Origin of the sequence: Arthrobacter sp. FW306-07-I (assembly GCF_021800405.1) — a bacterium.
Classification (GTDB): domain Bacteria; phylum Actinomycetota; class Actinomycetes; order Actinomycetales; family Micrococcaceae; genus Arthrobacter.
In genome coordinates, this window is sequence record NZ_CP084550.1 from 2091105 (window position 1) to 2108766 (window position 17662).

Below are 17662 nucleotides of genomic sequence, written 5' to 3' on the forward strand. Positions count from 1 at the left end.
GCGGTAGCCGCGAGGGGACCCCGTGCCGAGCCTGCTAGGCGCTGGGAGCGGCAAGCGGTACGGGCAGCCGTTTGGGAATCTGGAGGAATCTCTCGATTAGCCGCAGGGCGGGGCTTACGGTAGAGAGGTGACTGATCGCCCCGATATCTACACCGTTGGTGAACTCCGTGCGGCAGGCTACGTCCTCAAGGACCTTCGCCACGAAATCCGCGACAATCTCCTCGCCGCCCTGGCGGAAGGACGCGACCCCTGGCCAGGCCTCTATGGCTTCAGCAGGACGGTGATTCCCCAGCTGGAGCGGGCACTGATAGCAGGCCATGACATTGTCCTGCTGGGCGAGCGCGGCCAGGGCAAGACCCGCCTGCTCCGCACCCTGGCCGGGCTGCTGGACGAGTGGTCGCCCGTGATTGAGGATTCGGAGCTTAACGAGCATCCGTTCGAACCGATCACCGAACAGTCCCGGACCCGCGCGGTGACCGAAGGGGACCGGCTGCGGGTTGCATGGCGGCACCGTTCGGAGCGCTATGTCGAGAAACTGGCAACGCCGGACACCTCGGTGGCAGACCTCATCGGTGACGTGGACCCGATGCGCGTGGCCGAAGGCCGCCGGCTGGGGGACCCGGAGACCATCCACTACGGGCTCATTCCGCGCTCGAACCGCGGCATCATCGCCATCAACGAGCTGCCGGACCTTGCCGAACGCATCCAGGTGGCCATGCTCAACGTCATGGAGGAGCGGGACATCCAGATTCGCGGCTACGTGTTGCGGCTGCCGCTGGACGTGTTGGTGGTCGCCTCCGCCAACCCTGAGGACTACACCAACCGCGGCCGGATCATCACGCCGCTGAAGGACCGCTTCGGCGCGGAGATCCGCACGCACTACCCGATCGAACTGGAAGACGAGGTCTCGGTCATCCGGCAGGAGGGCCGCCTGGTGGCGGATGTCCCGCCGTTCATCCTGGAGATCCTGGCCCGCTACACCAGGGCGCTGCGGCAGTCGCCGGCGATCAACCAGACGTCCGGTGTTTCCGCCCGGTTTGCCATTGCCGGGGCAGAGACCATCGCCGCCGCGGCCCTGCGGCGGGCCAGCCTGCGGGGTGAGGACCAAGCCGTCGCCAGGATCATCGACCTGGAACCCGCCGTGGAGGTGCTCACCGGGAAGATTGAATTCGAATCGGGCGAGGAAGGGCGCGAGCAGGGCGTCCTTGACCACCTGCTGCGCACCGCCACAGCCGAGGCGGTCAGGGCCCATTTCCAGGGGCTGGACATGGGCCCGCTCGTGAACGCCCTCGATGGCCACCGGACCGTCAGCACCGGCGAGCAGGTCACAGCCCGGGAGTTCCTTGGCAACCTGCCGTCGCTGAACGGCTCCGGCCTCTACGAGGAAATTGGCCGGCGCCTCGGTGCGGTGAACGACGGCCAGCGGGCCGCCGCCGTCGAACTCGCCTTGGAAGGCCTGTACCTGGGCCGGCGGATCTCCAAGGAGTCCGACGACGAGGAAACCATTTACGGCTAAGCCCAGGAGGCACCATGGCTATCCACAAACGGTCCGCCAGGTACGGCCGGTACAGGGGCGGCCCGGACCCGCTCGCCCCGCCGGTGGACCTGGCCGAGGCGCTCGACGCCGTCGCCGAGGACGTCATGGCAGGCTACTCGCCGCGCCACGCCCTGCAGGAGTTCCTGCGCAGGGGCGGCCGGAACCGCGACGGGCTGGACGACCTTGCCCGGCGCGTCCAGCAGCGGCGGCGCGACCTGCTTGGCCGGCACCGGCTGGACGGCACCCTGGACGAAGTGAAGAAACTCCTGGACACCGCCGTGCTGGAAGAACGCAAGCAACTCGCCCGGGACGCCATGATGGACAACACCGACCGTGCCTTCCGGGAAATGCAGCTGCAGAACCTCCCGCCATCCACCGCCGCGGCCGTCAACGAGCTCGCATCCTACGACTGGCAGTCAAGTGCAGCCCGCGAGGCTTACGAACAGATCAAGGACCTGCTGGGCCGGGAAGTCCTGGAGCAGCGGTTCGCCGGGATGAAGCAGGCGCTGGAGAGCGCCACCGATGAAGACCGCGAGGCCGTAAGCGCCATGCTCCGGGACCTTAACGAGCTGCTGGGCAAACACCGGCGGGGCGAAGACACAGACTCGGACTTCCAGGAATTCATGGCCAAGCACGGCCAGTACTTTCCGGAGAACCCGCAGTCGGTTGAGGAACTGGTGGATGCCCTGGCCCAGCGCGCCGCCGCGGCCCAGCGGCTCCTGCAGTCAATGTCCCCGGAGCAGCGTGATCAGCTGATGCGGCTGTCCGCCCAGGCCTTCGGTTCACCCGAACTCATGGCCCAGCTCAGCGAACTCGACGCCACCCTGCAGGAATTGCGGCCCGGGGAGGACTGGAACGGATCGGAACGCTTCGAAGGACAGGAGGGCCTGGGCCTGGGTGATGGCACCGGGGTGCTCCAGGACATCGCCGAACTCGACGAACTGTCCGAACAGCTGTCACAAAGCTACAACGGCTCCCGGCTGGACGACCTGGACCTGGATGCCCTTGCGCGCCAGCTCGGGGAGAGCGCCGCGGTAAGCGCCAGGACGCTTGCGGAGATTGAGCGGGCGATGCAGGACGGCGGCTATCTGCGGCGCGGGGCGGACGGCGACCTTCGGCTGTCCCCGCAGGCCATGCGCCGGCTTGGAAAGTCGCTGCTGCGTGACGCTGCCAGGCAGCTGTCCGGGCGGCAGGGCAGCCGGGACACCAGGATGGCAGGGGCTGCGGGCGAACAGACCGGGTCCAGCCGGCAGTGGGAGTTCGGCGACGCCGAGCCCTGGGACGTCACCCGCACCATGACCAACGCCATCCGGCGGACCATGGCCGACGGCGGTGACCCGGCCCGCGGACTGCGCCTCGCCGTGGACGACATCGAAGTAGCGGAGACGGAAGCCCGGACCCAAGCCGCCGTTGCCCTGCTGGTGGACGTGTCCTTCTCCATGGCTGCCGAGGGGCGGTGGGTTCCCATGAAGCGGACGGCGCTCGCGCTGCACCACCTGGTGTCCACCCGTTTCCGGGGGGACCGGCTGCAGCTGATCACGTTCGGCCGCTACGCGCAGTCCATGGACATCGGGGAACTGACGGCTTTGCCGGCCCTGCGCGAACAGGGCACCAACCTGCACCACGGCCTGCTGCTGGCGGGCCGCTTCTTCCGCCAGCACCCGTCCATGCAGCCGGTCCTGCTGGTGGTTACCGACGGCGAACCCACCGCGCATCTGCTGCCCGACGGGGACTCCTGGTTCAACTGGCCGCCCGATGCGGAAACCATCCGGGCTACCATCGGGGAACTGGACCGGCTTGGCCGCATGGGGGCACAGACCACCTTTTTCCGCTTGGGGAACGACCCCGGCCTGGAACGCTTCATCCAGCGGATGGCGCACCGCGTGGATGGTCGGGTGGTGGCCCCCGAGGTGGGCGATCTGGGGGCCGCAGTGGTGGGCGAGTACCTGCGCGCCCACGTCCGCAGCGCCTACGCCGACGGCGATTGGTTCTGACCGGCGGTGGGCCAGTTGATGGTGGACCTGATCGTCACCCTGGACGGCTGTGCCAATGGGGAGGGTTGGCCGGGCTGGTGGGGCCTGGAAGGGCCGGAATACCTGGCCTGGCTCAAGCAGGAGGCCCGTAAGGAGCGGACCTATCTGATGGGGGCCAACACCTACCGCCTCATGTCCGGCATGTCGGAGGACGCGGCGGCCGGGGGTGAAGGGTTCTCCGCGGAGGAAGCCACTTCGCTGACGGGCCTCGCTGCCGTCCCCAAGGTGGTGTTTTCCTCCAGTTTAAAAACACCCCTCCGGTGGCCGAACTCCCAACTGGTGGCCGGGGACGCCGTTGAGGCCGTCAGGCAGATGAAACAGGCCTCCGCGGGGCCTTTGAGTACCCTGGGCAGCCTCAGCCTTTGCCGGTCCCTGGTTACAGCCGGCCTGGTGGACCGGTTTCGCCTGGTTGTCTTCCCCCTGATCACCGGCCGTACCGGAAGCGAATGGATCTATGAGGGCTACCCTGACGTTGCCCTGGAGATGGTGGACAGCAGGACCTTTGACGGGCGCCTCCAGCTGCTCGAGTACATCCCGCGCGTGATCGACACGCCGCAAGGGGCTGGGCAGGCGTAAAGCCTCCGGCGTCAGGTCACCGTGGAAGCACCACGACTTCGGTCCGGTAGGCCTGCGAGGAGCGCATGCTGCCGCGGAACCAGCAAACCGCATGCACGGCGGCGTCTCCGGGCGGCACCATCGGACGAAGGTTGTCCACGCCGGAGTTGGCTGTCACTGCCTCCCACTCCCACGTGGCGCCGCCGTCCCGGGTCCGGCCGGCGTAGAGCTCGTAATGTGCGGTGGCATCGCCGGTCCGGGGATCGGCCGGAGCGGAGACGTACACCCGGTCCAGGTCGTAGGGGTCCACCGCACCCAGCCCGGTGTAGTCCTGTTCGTGGGGGAGCAGGGCCGGGCCGGCCGCTGCGAGATGGTGCAACTGCCAGCGCATCCCGTCGAAGCGGGCGTAGAGCAGGCGGTGGTCATCGACGTCGAGCGCCTGCTCCCGCCCGAGGGCGCCGTTGACGTCGTTAGACCGGCAGCTGATGATGGCGGCCAGCTGGGAGCCCTGGCCGCGGACGTCGACGGTCCAGCCGTGGGTGAGGATGTCCCCGCCGAGTTCGGTGCCTGCCTTGAAAACCGTGGTGAGGGAGCTCTGGTTGATGCCGGGGAGCCGAGCAGGGGCTTGGAAACCACCTGGCCCTGTCCATCGTGCAGCGCGTTGTCCCGGATGAAGCCGTGATAAATGCTGTTGTTGAAGTCGCGGGGGTGGTGGTCCGTGGTGATGAGGTCGATACGGTCGGTGCCGTTGCCGACATAGCGGGTGTAGCCGTTGACGTAGCCGATTTTAGGCCGGGTAAAGAGCTTGCCACCGTAACTCCAGCTGCTGCCGTCGTCCTCCGAGACCATCATCGTGGGGTCGTCGTTGATGGCCCGGACAAAGTTGTATACCCGGGATTCCGCGTCCAGGCGGTGCAGGTTGGAGTAGGTGGCGCCGCGGCCGGCCGCCAGTTCCGTCCAGTCGAAGCATTCTTCCGGGCCCCATTCAGAGGCGTCGTGGGGTCGCGTGGAGATTCGCCAGCGGGAAAAGTTGTCTGTCTTGTGCTTCGCGTACATGGCCAGGTACCGGCCGTCCGGCCTGATCAGCAGCGCGGGCGCATTGTGGTCGTCGGGCTCCAGCCTCTGGTGCAGGACGTGCACCGTGCTCTGGCCGGTGGCCAGGTCCAGGACGGCAATTTCGATGTTGCCGCCCCGGCTTTCGCCGCCGGGGCCGTCGGGGGCAGCCACGGAACCCGCCAGCAGGGTGTTGGTAACGGGATCGACCAGGGCCCGCTCGTCCTGGAACCAGCACCATGCGCCGTTGTCGTTGATTGTGATCGGGTCCGCGGGCATGGCACTCCTGGTTCGAGTAGGAAAGCGTATTCCGCTATCCTCGCCCATGCCTCCCCGGGGGTCAACGCCTCTGAACCAGGTGGTCATCCCTGGGCGGCCGCTTCAGGCACGGGACCCGCCTGCTGCCGTACGGAGCCGTTCCGTGTCAGGATCAAGGTATGCCCCAGCGCCTCATGCTGCTCGACACTGCCTCCCTCTACTTCCGTGCCTTCTACGGCCTCCCGGACACCATCCGCCATCCGGACGGTACGCCGGTCAACGCCGTCCGCGGACTGCTGGACATGATCGCCCGGCTCACCATCGACTACCAGGCCACCCATCTTGTGGCTTGCTGGGACGATGACTGGCGGCCCCAATGGCGGGTGGACCTGCTTCCCACCTACAAGGCCCACCGGGTGGCCCGGGCGGTACCGGATGGCACGGACGTTGAGGTGGTCCCGGAGGGGCTCGAAGCGCAGCTGCCCATGATCCGCAGGGTGCTGGAGCTGGCCGGCATCGCGATCGTCGGCGCGGCCCACCATGAGGCCGACGACGTCGTTGGGACTTATGCGAGCCAGTCTGCCTTTCCGGTGGACGTCGTCACGGGCGACCGTGACCTTTTCCAGGTCTGCGATGACGAGCGCGGCGTCCGGGTGATCTACACCGCCCGCGGCATGAAGAACCTCGAAGTCATCACGGAAGAAAGCGTGGTGGCCAAGTACAAGGTGCTGCCGCAGCAGTACGCCGATTATGCAACCTTGCGCGGGGATGCCTCCGACGGCCTGCCCGGCGTGGCGGGAATCGGGGAGAAGACGGCTTCGTCCCTGCTGCTCAAGCACGGCACCCTGGAACGCCTGCTGGCAGCGGCGGAAGAGCCCGACGGCGGGGTATCCGGTCCTGTCCAGGCCAAGCTGGCTGCCGCCGCCGCGTACCTTGAAGCAGCCCCCGCCGTCGTCCGCCTGGTGCGGGACCTGGAACTTCCCACCCTTGACGAAGCCGGCGCCCTCCTGCACCCCGTGAGCGGCGAGCGGCGCGCCGAACTCGAGCGGCTTGCCGCCGACTGGAACCTGGGCGGATCGGTCCGGCGGCTGCTGGCCGCGCTGGACCAGCGCGGCTAGCCAGGCGCGAAGGGCGCGAATGGCCGCGACGAGAACCGTCATGTGTTACGTCATCCAGGGACACGGCAGGATCCAGGTGGACCAGTGCGGATGACGCCGGATGTACGGGCGTGACGCTGGATTGCGGTCCGAGTCCGCGCGTTTCAGGCCGCTTGAACAGGCCTGGTCGGGGTGGTTTGGTGAGGTAACGATCCAGATGAGAGGCCATTTCCATGACAGTCACTTCAGATCTTGCCCCGCGCCGCCTGCGCGATATTTTCGGAACATTCGCCAGTGGCCTGACCGTAATTACCAGTTCCACTCCGGACGGGCCCGCCGGTTTTACCTGCCAGTCCTTCGCATCCCTGTCGTTGGATCCTGCCCTAATCACGTTCAGCCCGGCGCGCACCTCAACCACGTGGCCGGTGCTGCGGAAGGCCGGTTCCTTCACCGTCAACATCCTCCCGGCAGAACACCAGCACCTCGCGGGGCAGTTCGCCCGCTCGGGAGCAGATAAGTTTGCCGGCGTCAGCCACACCTCCTCGCCGCTGGGAAATCCCGTGCTCGATGATGCGCTCGCGTGGATCGACTGCGAGCTCCACGCAGAGTACGACGGCGGCGACCACACCATCGTGGTGGCCGCGGTGCGGCACCTCCACGCGCGGCACGACGCCGAACCGCTGCTCTTCTACAAGGGCCGGTACGCCGGCCTTGCGCCGGCGGAGAGCCTGCTCGAAGCGGCGGGCTGACCGGGCCTGCCCATCGATGGGCGTAAGGCTTCCGCTCCGCGCGCGGGAACGCCGGCCTTCCGTACTCTTGCTTCAGGCCCATCAGGTAGTAAGCTTACTGAGCATTACTAGTAAGCTTGCTGATTAAATGGGATGGGAGCAGGAGCCATGGGCGCAATTTTCGGTACGGCCCTGTCACTGATGCTGACCGTTGGCGGGGCGGCGGTTGCCGCTGAGGGTGGCCCGGGAGCTGCCCAGCACTATCTTGCGGGCCATGTGCTCCTCGGAGTGGGCATCGGCCTGTTGATCGCCACCATCCTGCGGACGGCTGTCCGGATTCTCCTGGCCCGGCGTACTGCCCCCGCAGACAAGACCACGGCCGCGGCCGCCGGGGCCGAACCGGCCACCGTCACCGTGCTGCCTGTTCGCTCCACCGCTCCCATGCCGATGCGGGGCCGGCATGCCGCGTGAGGGGGAACCGGCCACGGCACCGGGACACACCGCTGAGGCAGCCGGGGCAAACCCTGCGCCAGCGCGCCGCCGGAGGCTCCGTGGCCTGATCGCCCTGTGCTGCACCCTGGTTGCCGCGGCGTTGGTGGTTGGCGCGGCAGGCATTCGCTCTGCGGACGCCGACGAAAACGTCCTCCGGGGCTTCCAGATCCGCGTCCTGAGCATCAGCCAGGCGGCCGCGGAGAACAGGATGGACGGGGCACTGGCCGCCCTGCAGGCACTCGAGAAAGACCTGGGTGACGCGGCGGCAGCGGGGCGCCTCTCCGCCGCACGCTACCGCGGCATCGAGACCGCGCTCTCGGCAGTAAAGTCGGACCTCGCCACGAAAGTGGCGGCCGCCGCAGCACCTCCCGCGCCGGAACCCGGTGCAGCCGCTCCTGCCCCCTCCGACAGCACCCCACTTGCCGACACGGACCAAAGTGGACCCGTCCCCGCTCCCGTGGAACCGGCGGTGCCTGCCGTTGCTCCCGCCCCTGAACCGGCCGCGGATGTTCCCGGCGACCAGCGGTCGGACACTGCCAAAGAAGCCAAGGACAAGAACAAGGGCAAGGGGCAAGGAAAGCCCTGACCCCAACGGCGGGGTGCCACACGGCAGGGCAGAATGGACGGATGACTCCCCTTGAGGGCCCTCTGCCCGCCGACGCCTTCGACCTTGCGGCCATCGGCGCCGGGCTTGCCTTCGAGGGTTCCCTGTCCGCATTGCGCAGCGTACTGGAAAGCGGCAGCTCACCCGGCGCAGCTGTGGTGCAGGCGCCGCCCGGAACAGGAAAGACCACGCTCGTCCCGCCGCTGCTGGCGAATCTGTACGGCCGGCGCGGGCGCGTCGTCGTCACCCAGCCGCGCCGTGTTGCCGCCCGGGCCGCTGCCCGCCGGCTCTCCGTCCTGGACGGAAGGGGGCGGGGGGAAGGCCGCGTGGGCTACACCGTCCGCGGGGAACGCCAGGCAGGCCCCGGCACCCGGGTCGAATTTGTCACCCCGGGCATCCTGCTCCACCGCCTGCTGGCCGATCCCGGGCTTGACGGGACCGCCGCCGTCGTCCTGGACGAGGTGCACGAACGTGGGCTGGAAACCGACCTCCTGGTGGGCATGCTCGCGGAGGTCCGGGCGCTCAGGGGCGACCTCGCCGTCGTCGCCATGTCTGCAACGCTGGACGCGCCAAGGTTCGCCGGGCTGCTGGGGGATTCCGACGGCGGCATGCCGGCACCCGTGGTCGACTGTCCTTCCGTGAACCATCCGTTGGAGGTCCAGTGGATCCCGGCGCCAGGGGCGCGGCTGGACGCCAGGGGGGTGAGCCGTTCCTTCCTGGACCATGTGGCCGCGGCAGCGGCGGACGCCCACGCCCGCGCCATCGCCGCCGGCCAGTCAGTGGACGCCCTCGTGTTCCTCCCTGGCGCCCGGGAGGTCTCCCACGTTGCAGCAGCGCTGCGTACCCGCACTGGTCGCACCGTGGACGTCCTCGAACTCCACGGCCAGGTGGGCGCGGCGGAGCAGGACAGGGCGGTGTCGGGACGCGGTCCCGGTGACCCGCCGCGGATCATCGTCTCCACCGATCTTGCCGAGTCTTCCCTGACGGTGCCCGGCGTCCGGCTGGTCATCGACTCCGGGCTCGCGCGCGAGCCGCGGCGGGACTCCGGCCGGGGCATGAGCGGGCTGGTGACGGTCTCCTGCTCCCGCGCGTCCGCCGACCAGCGTGCCGGCCGCGCCGCGCGGCAAGGGCCGGGAACGGTGGTCCGCTGCTACTCGCAGCAGGCATACGGGGCGGCCCCCGCCCACGTGACGCCGGAAATCAACGTGGCCGACCTGACAAGTGCCGCCCTCACACTGGCCTGCTGGGGTGCCCCGGGCGGAAGGGGGCTCGCCCTTCCGGATGCACCCCCGCGGCTGGCCATGGAGGACGCCGTCGAGGTGCTCCGCGAGCTGGGCGCCGTGTCCGACGACGGCCAGGTGACGAAGGCGGGGCGCGCCCTTGCCGGGATACCCGCCGATCCCCGGTTGGCCCGGGCATTGCTCGACGGCGGCGCCTCCCATGGCCAGCAGCTCGCCGCCGAGGTGGTGGCGGCGCTCTCCGGGGACAACCGTGCCCCCGGAGCCGACCTGCCCCGCCTCCTCGCCCAGCTCCGTGCCGACCCGGGCCCCGCGGGCCGCCGCTGGGCAGAAGAGGCCAAGCGCCTGGCTGGCCTGGCACGGCGGCAAAAAACCGCTGCCGTGGCAGGCCCTGCCATACCTGCCACCGGCGGCGAAGCTGTAGGGGCCGTCGTCGCCCTCGCCTTTCCGGACCGGGTGGCCCGCCGCGTTCCCGCCAGCGGGGGCGCCGGGCAGTACTTACTTACATCCGGTACCAGGGCCGGCCTGCCCGTTGGCAGCAGCCTGTCGGGGGAGGAATGGGTGGCCGTGGCGGAAGTGTCCCGGACGGAGGGCCGGGCCGCTGCCGGAACCGGCGCCGTGATCCGCGCGGCTGCACCCCTTTCGGCGGCGATGGCCGAAAGGGCCGCGGCGAACCTGCTGGCCGAGACGGTGGACACCGAATTCCGTGGCGGCCGGGTGAGTGCGCGAAGGACCAGGCGGCTCGGGGCCATCGTGCTGTCCGCCACGCCGGTCCGCCCCACGGCAGAGCAGGGCAGGAGGGCCGTGGCGGCGGCGCTTCAGTCCGGGGGGCTCTCGACGCTGGCATGGTCAGCGTCGGCGTCCGTATTGAGGCGCAGGCTCGCCTTCCTGCATCACGGGCTGGGAGCGCCCTGGCCCGATATGTCGGACAGTGCACTGCTGTCGCGGCTGGAAGACTGGCTGGGGCCGGAGCTGGAAGAGCTCGCCGCCGGCAAGCCGGTGGGTTCCCTCGACCTGGCCCAGCCCCTGCGCCGCCTGCTGCCGTGGCCCGAAGCCGCCCGGCTGGACGAGCTCGCCCCGGAAGGACTTGACGTGCCCAGCGGCGCCAAAGTCCGGATTGACTACCCGGAGCCCGGTGACGGCGCGGCTGCCCCGGTGGTGGCGGTGAAACTGCAGGAGTGCTTCGGCCTGGCCGAATCCCCGAGGCTGCTGGGAGGCAGGGTGCCGGTGCTGTTCCACCTGCTTTCGCCGGCCCGCCGCCCCCTCGCCGTCACCGATGACCTCACCTCATTCTGGTCGGGACCGTACAGCCAGGTACGTGCGGAAATGCGGGGCCGCTACCCCAAGCATCCGTGGCCGGAAGACCCCTGGTCCGCCCCGGCCACGGCACGGACCAAGCAGCGCAGGTAGTGGCTGGCCGAGGACCCTTAGGAGTGCGCTGCAATGAAGTCGGCGACCGGGGCGGCCAAGGACGCCCCCACCTCGTCGGCGGGGCGCTTCTTGCCCGCCACCGCGAACGAGTGGTCACCGCCTTCAACCCACTGCAGGACGGCACTGGGCCCGATCCGGGACACGACGTCCGACAGGATGTCGGCGGTGGCAAAGGTGTCCCGGGTCCCCTGCAGGAACAGCATGGGCGTGGTAAGCCCGTACAGGTGTTCGTCCCGGAGCTTGTCGGGTTTCCCCGGAGCGTGCAGGGGGTAGCCCAGGTACACCAGGCCTGCGGCGTTCATCCCCTCGGCCACGGCCATGGAGGCCATTCGTCCGCCGAACGACTTGCCGGCAGCCCACACCGGGCCGCGGTCAGCATGCGCTTCAGCCTGTGACCGGGCCGCAGCCATCGCGGCCCGCCAGGCGGCAATCGCCGCGGGAGGGCGGTCGGGAAACTTCCGCCCTGCCTCCCGGTAAGGGAAGTTGAAGCGCAGGGTGGCCAGGCCCAGGCGGTTGAGGGCATCACTGAAGCCGCGGAGGAACGGGTGCTCCATGCCCGCGCCTGCGCCGTGTGCCACCACCACGGTTGCGGTGGGCTCCGCGGGGCGGGCATAGACGGCGGAAAAGGTGGCGTCACCTGCGGTGATGGTGAGCTGCTGTTCGGAGGCTGGCATGGGTCCATCATGCCGGAGCCCTGCCGGATGTGCCGGTCCCGGCCTGCGCCGGGGTGTACGTTGTCCCCATGGCGAGTGAACAGACCACCATCACAGTGCAGGGTCCCCACGGTCCGCGGGAGATGCGGATTTCCAGTCCCAGCCGGGTCCTGTGGCCGGACCTGGGCCTCACCAAGCTGGACCTGGTGAACTACATCTGCGATGTGGGGGAGGCGTTCATCGCCGCCAACGGGGACCGGCCGGTGGCGCTGCAAAGATTTTCCGGCAACATCGACGGTGAACAGTTCTTCTCCAAGAACCCGCCCAAGGGCACGCCGGACTTCATCCGCTCAGTCAAAGTGGTCTACCCCAGTGCCCGGTCCCACCCGCAGCTGGTGTTCGATGAGCCCGCGGCCGCCGTCTGGGCCGTCCAGATGAACACGGTGGTGTTCCACCCCTGGCCTTCGCGCGCAGAAAACACCGACAACCCGGACCAGCTGCGCATCGACCTCGACCCGCAGCCCGGCACCGACTTCGATGACGCCGTCCCCGCCGCCCTGGTGCTGAAGGAGGTCCTCGCCGAGGCCGGGCTGACCTGCTTCATCAAGACTTCCGGAAACCGCGGACTCCACGTCTATGCGCCCATCGAACCCACCCGCGAGTTCCTGGACGTCAGGCATGCAGTCATCGCCGCTGCCCGGGAAGTGGAGCGGCGCATCCCGGACAGAGTGACCACTGCCTGGTGGAAGGAAGAACGGGGCCGGCGCGTGTTCCTGGACTTCAACCAGGCCAACCGCGACCGCACCATCGCCGGCGCATACAGCCCGCGGGCGCTTCCGCACGCCCCAGTCTCATGCCCCATTACATGGGACGAACTGGAGCACGCCGATCCGAAAAACTTCACCATCCTCACCGTCCCCGGACGGCTGAAGGCGGTGGGCGATCCCTGGGCGGATTTCAGTGCAAGCCCCGGCACCATCGATACTCTGCTGGAGTGGTGGGACCGCGACTGCAAGGCCGGCCTGGGCGAGTTGCCCTTTCCGCCGGACTACCCCAAGATGCCGGGGGAACCGCCGAGGGTCCAGCCCAGCAGGGCACGCAAGCAGGACTAAGCCGCCCACCCGTAATGGGGCACGTTGACACGGACCCGCCGGCCGCCGTCGTAACTTACGACGGCGGCCGGCGGCAAAGTGCCCCGCGACGGCTCCCTGCGGATACTCCTGTGTGGGTTATTCGAACCTGGACGGATCGCCCATGCCGCGCCGGACAATCTCGGCGACCCCGCTGGAGAAGTCCACCACGGTGGTGGGCTCGGCGCCGCAGTCCCCGGCGTCGATGACGGCATCCACCTGGTGGTCCAGCCGCTCCTTGATCTCCCAGCCCACGGTCAGCGGTTCCTCCTCATCCGGCAGAAGCAGTGTGCTGGACAGCAGCGGCTCGCCCAGTTCGGCCAGCAGCGCCTGCACCACGCGGTTGTCCGGGATACGCACGCCCACGGTCTTCTTCTTGGGATGGAGCAGGCGCTTGGGAACTTCCCTGGTGGCGGGCAGGATGAACGTGTAGCTGCCGGGGGTGACGGCCTTGATGCTCCGGAACACGTCATTACTGATGTTCACGAACTGCCCCAGCTGGGCGAAGTCCCGGCAGACCAGCGTGAAGTGGTGCTTGTCATCCAGGTGCCGGATGCTCCTGATCCGGTCCAGGGCCTCGCGGTTGCCCATCTGAGCGCCCAGCGCGTAGCAGGAGTCGGTGGGGTAGGCGATCAGGCCGCCGTCGCGGATGATCTTCACCGCCTGCGCAATGGCGCGGGGCTGGGGGTCGTGGGGGTGGACATCAAAGAATCGGGCCATGCCCCGAGCCTACGTTCCCGCGGGCCGCACCGCACCCCTCCTCCGCCGCCGGCCGGCGCGGCGGAGGAGGGCACCTGCCCTGCCCATTGGTGGGAGAATGTGCCTCATGGCTAGGGAACGCATCGTCATCGGCCTTAACGGCAGCGGCGAGGGAGACCTCCTGGTGCGCCGCGCCGCGAAGCTCCTGGAGCGGGCGGGCGAAGGTGACGTCCTTGCCGTCCACGTCCGGACCCCGTCCGGCGCGCAGGGCGAGTCGCCGCATGCGCTGGAGGCCCAGCGGCAGCTCGTCGCAGGGCTCGGCGGCAGCTATCACGCGCTTTCGTCCGGCGACGTCGCCGGGGCCCTGCTCGACTATGCCCGCGCGCACGATGCCACGCACATCCTGGTAGGGCAGAGCCGCCGCAGGTTTGCCGTCCTGTCCGGCGGCAGCGTGGAAGCGAAGGTGGTGCGCGGTGCCGGGGACATCGATGTCCAGGTGGTGCCCCGGCCTGCGGTGTCCCGGCCATCCCTGTCCAGGGGCGCCGGGCAGCGGACCGCATTGGGGCGGCGCAGGGTGATGATCGGGTTTGCGCTCGCCGCCGCGCTTCCGGCCGGGCTGCAACTGCTGTTGGCAGTCTTTGACCACAGCGTGGCCACGGCGGCACTGCTGCAGCTGGCCGGCGCGGTGGCCGTCGCCCTGGTGGGGGGCCTCTGGCCCGCGATTGCGGGAGCATTATGGAGCAGCGTGCTGGTCAACTACTTTTCCACGCCGCCGCTGCGGGATCTTGCCATCCACGACCCTCAGGACGTCCTGTCGCTGGCTGTGTTCGCCGGGGTTGCCGTTGCGGTGGCAGGGGTGGTGGACCGGTCTGCCCGGCGGTCCAAGGAGGCTGCCACGGCACGGGCCGAAGCAGCCACCCTGGCCGATCTGGCCCTCGCGGCGTCCCGGGACGAGGACAACCTGAAGGGGCTTTTGGCTGAAGCGGTGAACGTTTTCGGCGCCACCGGCGCCGCTGTCCTGGCCCGGCCCGGCGCCGGACCCGGTACCGATGGGCACGCGTCCGCCGGGGGCAGTGACGGGCCGGGCACGGCAGTGAAGGACGACGCCGGATCGGACGTTGGGCTGGGCGGCTGGCAGGTGGTTGCCGCAGCCGGGGATGCCGCGGACCGGCTGCGGGGGCCCCTGGCCGGGGTTCCCGCCACCGGAACTCCCGCTACCACCGTTGAGCAGGTGGATGAGGAAACCTCGCTGGTGCTGCTGGGGCGTGAGGTTCCACCGTCCGGGCGCAGGCTGCTGGCCGCTTTCGCGGTCCACGTCAAAGCACAGCTCGAGCGCCGCCAGCTGGCAGCCACCCGCACCGAAATGCTCCGCCTCGCGGAGGGAAACGCCATGCGCACTGCCATCCTCCGGGCAGTGTCCCACGACCTCCGTACGCCCCTGGCCGGCATCAAGCTGGCTGCCGGCGGGCTCCTGCAGCACGGCGTCGCCTACACCCCGGCGGAGCAGCATGACCTGCTGGAGACCATCGATGAGTGCACGGACAGGCTGGACCTGCTGGTGGCCAACCTCCTGGACATGTCGCGGATCACCGCGCAATCGGTGGAACCGCTGCTGGGCCCGGTCCGCTGGTCCGAGGCCGTTGAAGCTGCTTTACGGGGCCTGCCCCGGGGAGCGGTGAGGGTGGCGCTGCCGGCCAACATGCCCCCGGTGGATGCCGATGCCGGCCTGCTGGAGAGGGCGGTGGCCAACATCCTGGAAAACGCGCTGAAGTATGCCGCGGGCACGGCTGTAGTGGTGGCAGGCGTTGCCGGCGGCAGTGTCCTGGACGGTCATCCCTGTGGAGAGTTGCAGATCATTGACCACGGCCCCGGCGTTCCGGCCCGCAAAGTGGTGGAGATGTTCCGTCCGTTCCAGCGGCTCGACGACACATCCACGTCCACCGGGATCGGACTGGGACTCTCGGTGGCGCAGGGCTTCGTCCAGTCGATGCGGGGAACGCTCACCGCCAGGGAAACCCCGGGCGGCGGCCTGACCATGGTGATCCGCCTGCCCCTCTCTACCGGCATACCGGCCAGCGCCCCCGCCGGCGGCAGCCCCGGCATTCACACGGCTGCCGGGGTGCAGCCATGAGGGGGAACGACGGCGGCACCCCTGGCAGTGCCCGGCAGGCCAGGGCGAGGGTTCTGGTCATCGATGACGATCCGCACCTGTTGAAGGCCCTCCGGATCACGCTCGCCGCGCACGGCTACGCGGTGGACACGGCCGTGGACGGTGCTTCCGCGCTCGCGGCGGCCTCCCGGTCCGCGCCGGACGTGCTGGTCCTGGACCTGGGCCTGCCGGACATGGACGGGACCGAGGTCCTGAGGAACCTGCGCCGCTGGAGCGCCGTGCCCGTCCTGGTCCTGTCCGCCCGCCATGGATCCCCGGACAAGGTGGGCGCCCTTGATGCCGGCGCCGACGACTACATCACCAAGCCCTTTGGCCTCGATGAGCTGCTGGCGCGGCTGCGTGCCCTGCTGCGGAGGGTGCCGCAGGCCAAGACACACCCCTTGGTCAGCTCCGCCGGCTTTACCGTTGACCTCCTGGCCCGGCAGGTCCTGCGTTCCGGGCAGCCCGTGCGGCTCACCCCCACGGAGTGGAACATCCTGGAAATCCTGGTCCGCAACCCGTCGCGGCTCATCTCGCAGCAGCAGTTGCTGGCCGAAGTCTGGGGACCGTCCTACGGTAAGGAAGCCAACTACCTCCGTGTGTACATGGCCCAGTTGCGGAGGAAGCTGGAGGACGATCCAGGCAATCCCCGGCACCTGCTGACCGAAGCCGGCGCCGGCTACCGCTTCGTGCCGTGAACAGGGGAGTGTTTCCCTTCCGGGCCGTCACAGCATGGGGCAGGATGGTGTCTGCCCCAGTTCCGGCCGACGCGGTTCCGGCCCCTTCGAAGGAGACCCTCCCATGCCAACAGTCCTCAATCCCTACCTGAGCTTCCGCGACAATGCCCGCGAGGCGATGAACTTCTACCAGTCCGTGTTCGGCGGCGAACTGACGCTCAGCACCTTCGGCGACTTCCAGGCCGGCGAAGACCCTGCGGAAGCGGAAAAGATCATGCATGCCATGCTGGCCACCACCCAGGGCCTGGTACTCATGGGCGCGGACACCCCCAACAGCATGCAATACCACCCTGGCTCCTCCATATCCATTTCCCTCAGCGGGGACGATGAGGTGGAGCTTCGCGGCTACTACCAGAAGCTCAGCGCCGACGGGGGAGCGGTGACAGTTCCCATGGAAAGGGCTCCGTGGGGAGATGTTTTTGGCATGTGTACCGACCGGTTCGGAGTGTCCTGGCTGGTCAACGTCAACGCCGCGCAGGTGACTCCGGCCTCCTGAGCTCCCTGCCCCGCCGCCGGGTGGCGGATCTTCCCTTGCTTCTTGAGGCCGGGCCCGCGGGCTGGGAGGATTAACGGGTGAGCCCCCTCATGGAGTTTCTCTCCGACAAGTGGTGGATGGTATTTCCGCTGATGGCGTTCGCCGGTCGCTGGGCAAGCGGCTGGCGGCAGGCAGGCGAACGCCGGCACCGGCGCCGGGTTGAACTGTACAAGCTCAGGAACCAGGCGCTGGAAGCCGAAAGGGCCTCCGTGGGCGAGGTGCAGGCGCTGATGGCGACCCACGACGCGACCAATCGGCGGTGGCTCGACTATGAGCTGGACGTGGGCAAGCTGATCGATTTCCCGATGATGACGGACGTCCGCGAACCGCTCACGGTAGCCTTCCTTCGGGCCAAGCGGGAAGCGGACGGCCAGCGGCCCGCCTCCGCCGAAAACCTCCGGTCGGTGGCCGGCCTTGACGCGTACCGGCAGGCGGTCAACAACTTTGCGGTGGCGCTTGACGTGGCCGAGCGGGAAGCCCGGCGCGTCCGGGACAGCAAGTTCAGCGGGCCCGAACGCGAACGGCTGGCCACGGCACGCAAACTGCTGATGATCGCCGAGAACGACGCTGCCACCCCGGCCGAACGTCAAGCCGCCTACAAGCGGGCGCGTCATGAGCTGGACGGCCTCATCGTCCTGCCCGATGTCACGGTGGCGGCCCTCGAAGAGAAGATTGCGCCGGAACTGGATGCCGGGCCACGGCCGCCCCAGTTCCACCAGGGCTGAGTCCCTGC

Annotated in this window: 17 protein-coding genes; 13 read left to right on the forward strand and 4 right to left on the reverse strand. The window is 69.0% G+C overall.

Annotated elements, in window-relative coordinates; genetic code table 11:
• Window positions 1-127: 127 nt before the first annotated feature.
• The 3 genes from LFT46_RS09630 to LFT46_RS09640 are packed head-to-tail and all read left to right on the forward strand — an operon-like array spanning window position 128 to window position 4146.
• Complete coding sequence (locus tag LFT46_RS09630; protein WP_236802544.1) at window positions 128-1516, forward strand: sigma 54-interacting transcriptional regulator; 1389 nt, start codon at window positions 128-130, stop codon at window positions 1514-1516.
• 14 nt (window positions 1517-1530) lie between these two features.
• A complete protein-coding gene (locus tag LFT46_RS09635; RefSeq protein ID WP_236802545.1) occupies window positions 1531-3531 on the forward strand; it encodes a vWA domain-containing protein in 2001 nt (666 codons plus the stop codon).
• 18 nt (window positions 3532-3549) lie between these two features.
• Window positions 3550-4146 carry a dihydrofolate reductase family protein gene (locus tag LFT46_RS09640; protein ID WP_236802848.1) on the forward strand — a complete coding sequence of 199 codons (597 nt, stop codon included), beginning with the start codon at window positions 3550-3552 and terminating at the stop codon, window positions 4144-4146.
• 16 nt (window positions 4147-4162) lie between these two features.
• On the opposite strand, the gene LFT46_RS09645 is transcribed toward LFT46_RS09640, so the two are convergent.
• Together LFT46_RS09645 and LFT46_RS09650 are read right to left on the reverse strand one after the other, a co-directional pair.
• Window positions 4163-4303: a hypothetical protein gene (locus LFT46_RS09645; RefSeq protein WP_236802546.1), complete on the reverse strand. Its 141-nt coding sequence runs from the start codon at window positions 4301-4303 to the stop codon at window positions 4163-4165.
• Window positions 4300-5457: a BNR-4 repeat-containing protein gene (locus LFT46_RS09650; RefSeq protein WP_236802547.1), complete on the reverse strand. Its 1158-nt coding sequence runs from the start codon at window positions 5455-5457 to the stop codon at window positions 4300-4302. The genes LFT46_RS09645 and LFT46_RS09650 overlap by 4 nt, the downstream gene beginning before the upstream one ends.
• A gap of 158 nt (window positions 5458-5615) precedes the next feature.
• Here LFT46_RS09650 and LFT46_RS09655 point away from each other — a divergent pair, with 158 nt between their 5' ends.
• The 5 genes from LFT46_RS09655 (at window position 5616) to hrpB (ending at window position 11005) form a co-directional block, all read left to right on the forward strand.
• On the forward strand, window positions 5616-6554 hold the full coding sequence (locus LFT46_RS09655; protein ID WP_236802548.1) for a 5'-3' exonuclease: 939 nt from the start codon (window positions 5616-5618) through the stop codon (window positions 6552-6554).
• Window positions 6555-6766: 212 nt separating this feature from the next.
• Window positions 6767-7282, forward strand: a complete 516-nt coding sequence (locus LFT46_RS09660; protein WP_236821918.1) for a flavin reductase family protein — start codon at window positions 6767-6769, stop codon at window positions 7280-7282.
• Window positions 7283-7429: 147 nt separating this feature from the next.
• On the forward strand, window positions 7430-7732 hold the full coding sequence (locus LFT46_RS09665; RefSeq protein ID WP_236802551.1) for a hypothetical protein: 303 nt from the start codon (window positions 7430-7432) through the stop codon (window positions 7730-7732).
• A complete protein-coding gene (locus LFT46_RS09670) occupies window positions 7722-8339 on the forward strand; it encodes a hypothetical protein (RefSeq protein ID WP_236802553.1) in 618 nt (205 codons plus the stop codon). Before LFT46_RS09665 ends, LFT46_RS09670 begins: the two co-directional genes overlap by 11 nt.
• Before the next feature lie 41 nt (window positions 8340-8380).
• Window positions 8381-11005, forward strand: a complete 2625-nt coding sequence (gene hrpB / locus LFT46_RS09675; RefSeq protein ID WP_236821919.1) for an ATP-dependent helicase HrpB — start codon at window positions 8381-8383, stop codon at window positions 11003-11005.
• Window positions 11006-11022: 17 nt separating this feature from the next.
• Here the strand turns inward: hrpB and LFT46_RS09680 are convergent, their stop codons facing one another.
• Window positions 11023-11700: an alpha/beta hydrolase family protein gene (locus tag LFT46_RS09680; RefSeq protein ID WP_236802556.1), complete on the reverse strand. Its 678-nt coding sequence runs from the start codon at window positions 11698-11700 to the stop codon at window positions 11023-11025.
• A 68-nt stretch (window positions 11701-11768) separates the two neighbouring features.
• Between LFT46_RS09680 and ligD the strand changes: the two genes are divergently transcribed.
• Window positions 11769-12791 (forward strand): non-homologous end-joining DNA ligase, encoded by a 1023-nt coding sequence (gene ligD / locus LFT46_RS09685; protein WP_236821920.1) that lies wholly within the window; start codon window positions 11769-11771, stop codon window positions 12789-12791.
• A gap of 117 nt (window positions 12792-12908) precedes the next feature.
• On the opposite strand, the gene LFT46_RS09690 is transcribed toward ligD, so the two are convergent.
• Window positions 12909-13529 (reverse strand): L-threonylcarbamoyladenylate synthase, encoded by a 621-nt coding sequence (locus LFT46_RS09690; RefSeq protein WP_236821921.1) that lies wholly within the window; start codon window positions 13527-13529, stop codon window positions 12909-12911.
• Window positions 13530-13635: 106 nt separating this feature from the next.
• On the opposite strand from LFT46_RS09690, the gene LFT46_RS09695 reads away from it, so the two are divergent.
• The 4 genes from LFT46_RS09695 (at window position 13636) to LFT46_RS09710 (ending at window position 17654) form a co-directional block, all read left to right on the forward strand.
• On the forward strand, window positions 13636-15639 hold the full coding sequence (locus LFT46_RS09695) for a DUF4118 domain-containing protein (RefSeq protein ID WP_236821922.1): 2004 nt from the start codon (window positions 13636-13638) through the stop codon (window positions 15637-15639).
• Complete coding sequence (locus LFT46_RS09700) at window positions 15636-16355, forward strand: response regulator (protein WP_236821923.1); 720 nt, start codon at window positions 15636-15638, stop codon at window positions 16353-16355. The genes LFT46_RS09695 and LFT46_RS09700 overlap by 4 nt, the downstream gene beginning before the upstream one ends.
• Before the next feature lie 103 nt (window positions 16356-16458).
• Window positions 16459-16890: a VOC family protein gene (locus LFT46_RS09705; RefSeq protein WP_236821924.1), complete on the forward strand. Its 432-nt coding sequence runs from the start codon at window positions 16459-16461 to the stop codon at window positions 16888-16890.
• A 77-nt stretch (window positions 16891-16967) separates the two neighbouring features.
• Complete coding sequence (locus tag LFT46_RS09710; protein WP_236821925.1) at window positions 16968-17654, forward strand: hypothetical protein; 687 nt, start codon at window positions 16968-16970, stop codon at window positions 17652-17654.
• Window positions 17655-17662: the final 8 nt, after the last annotated feature.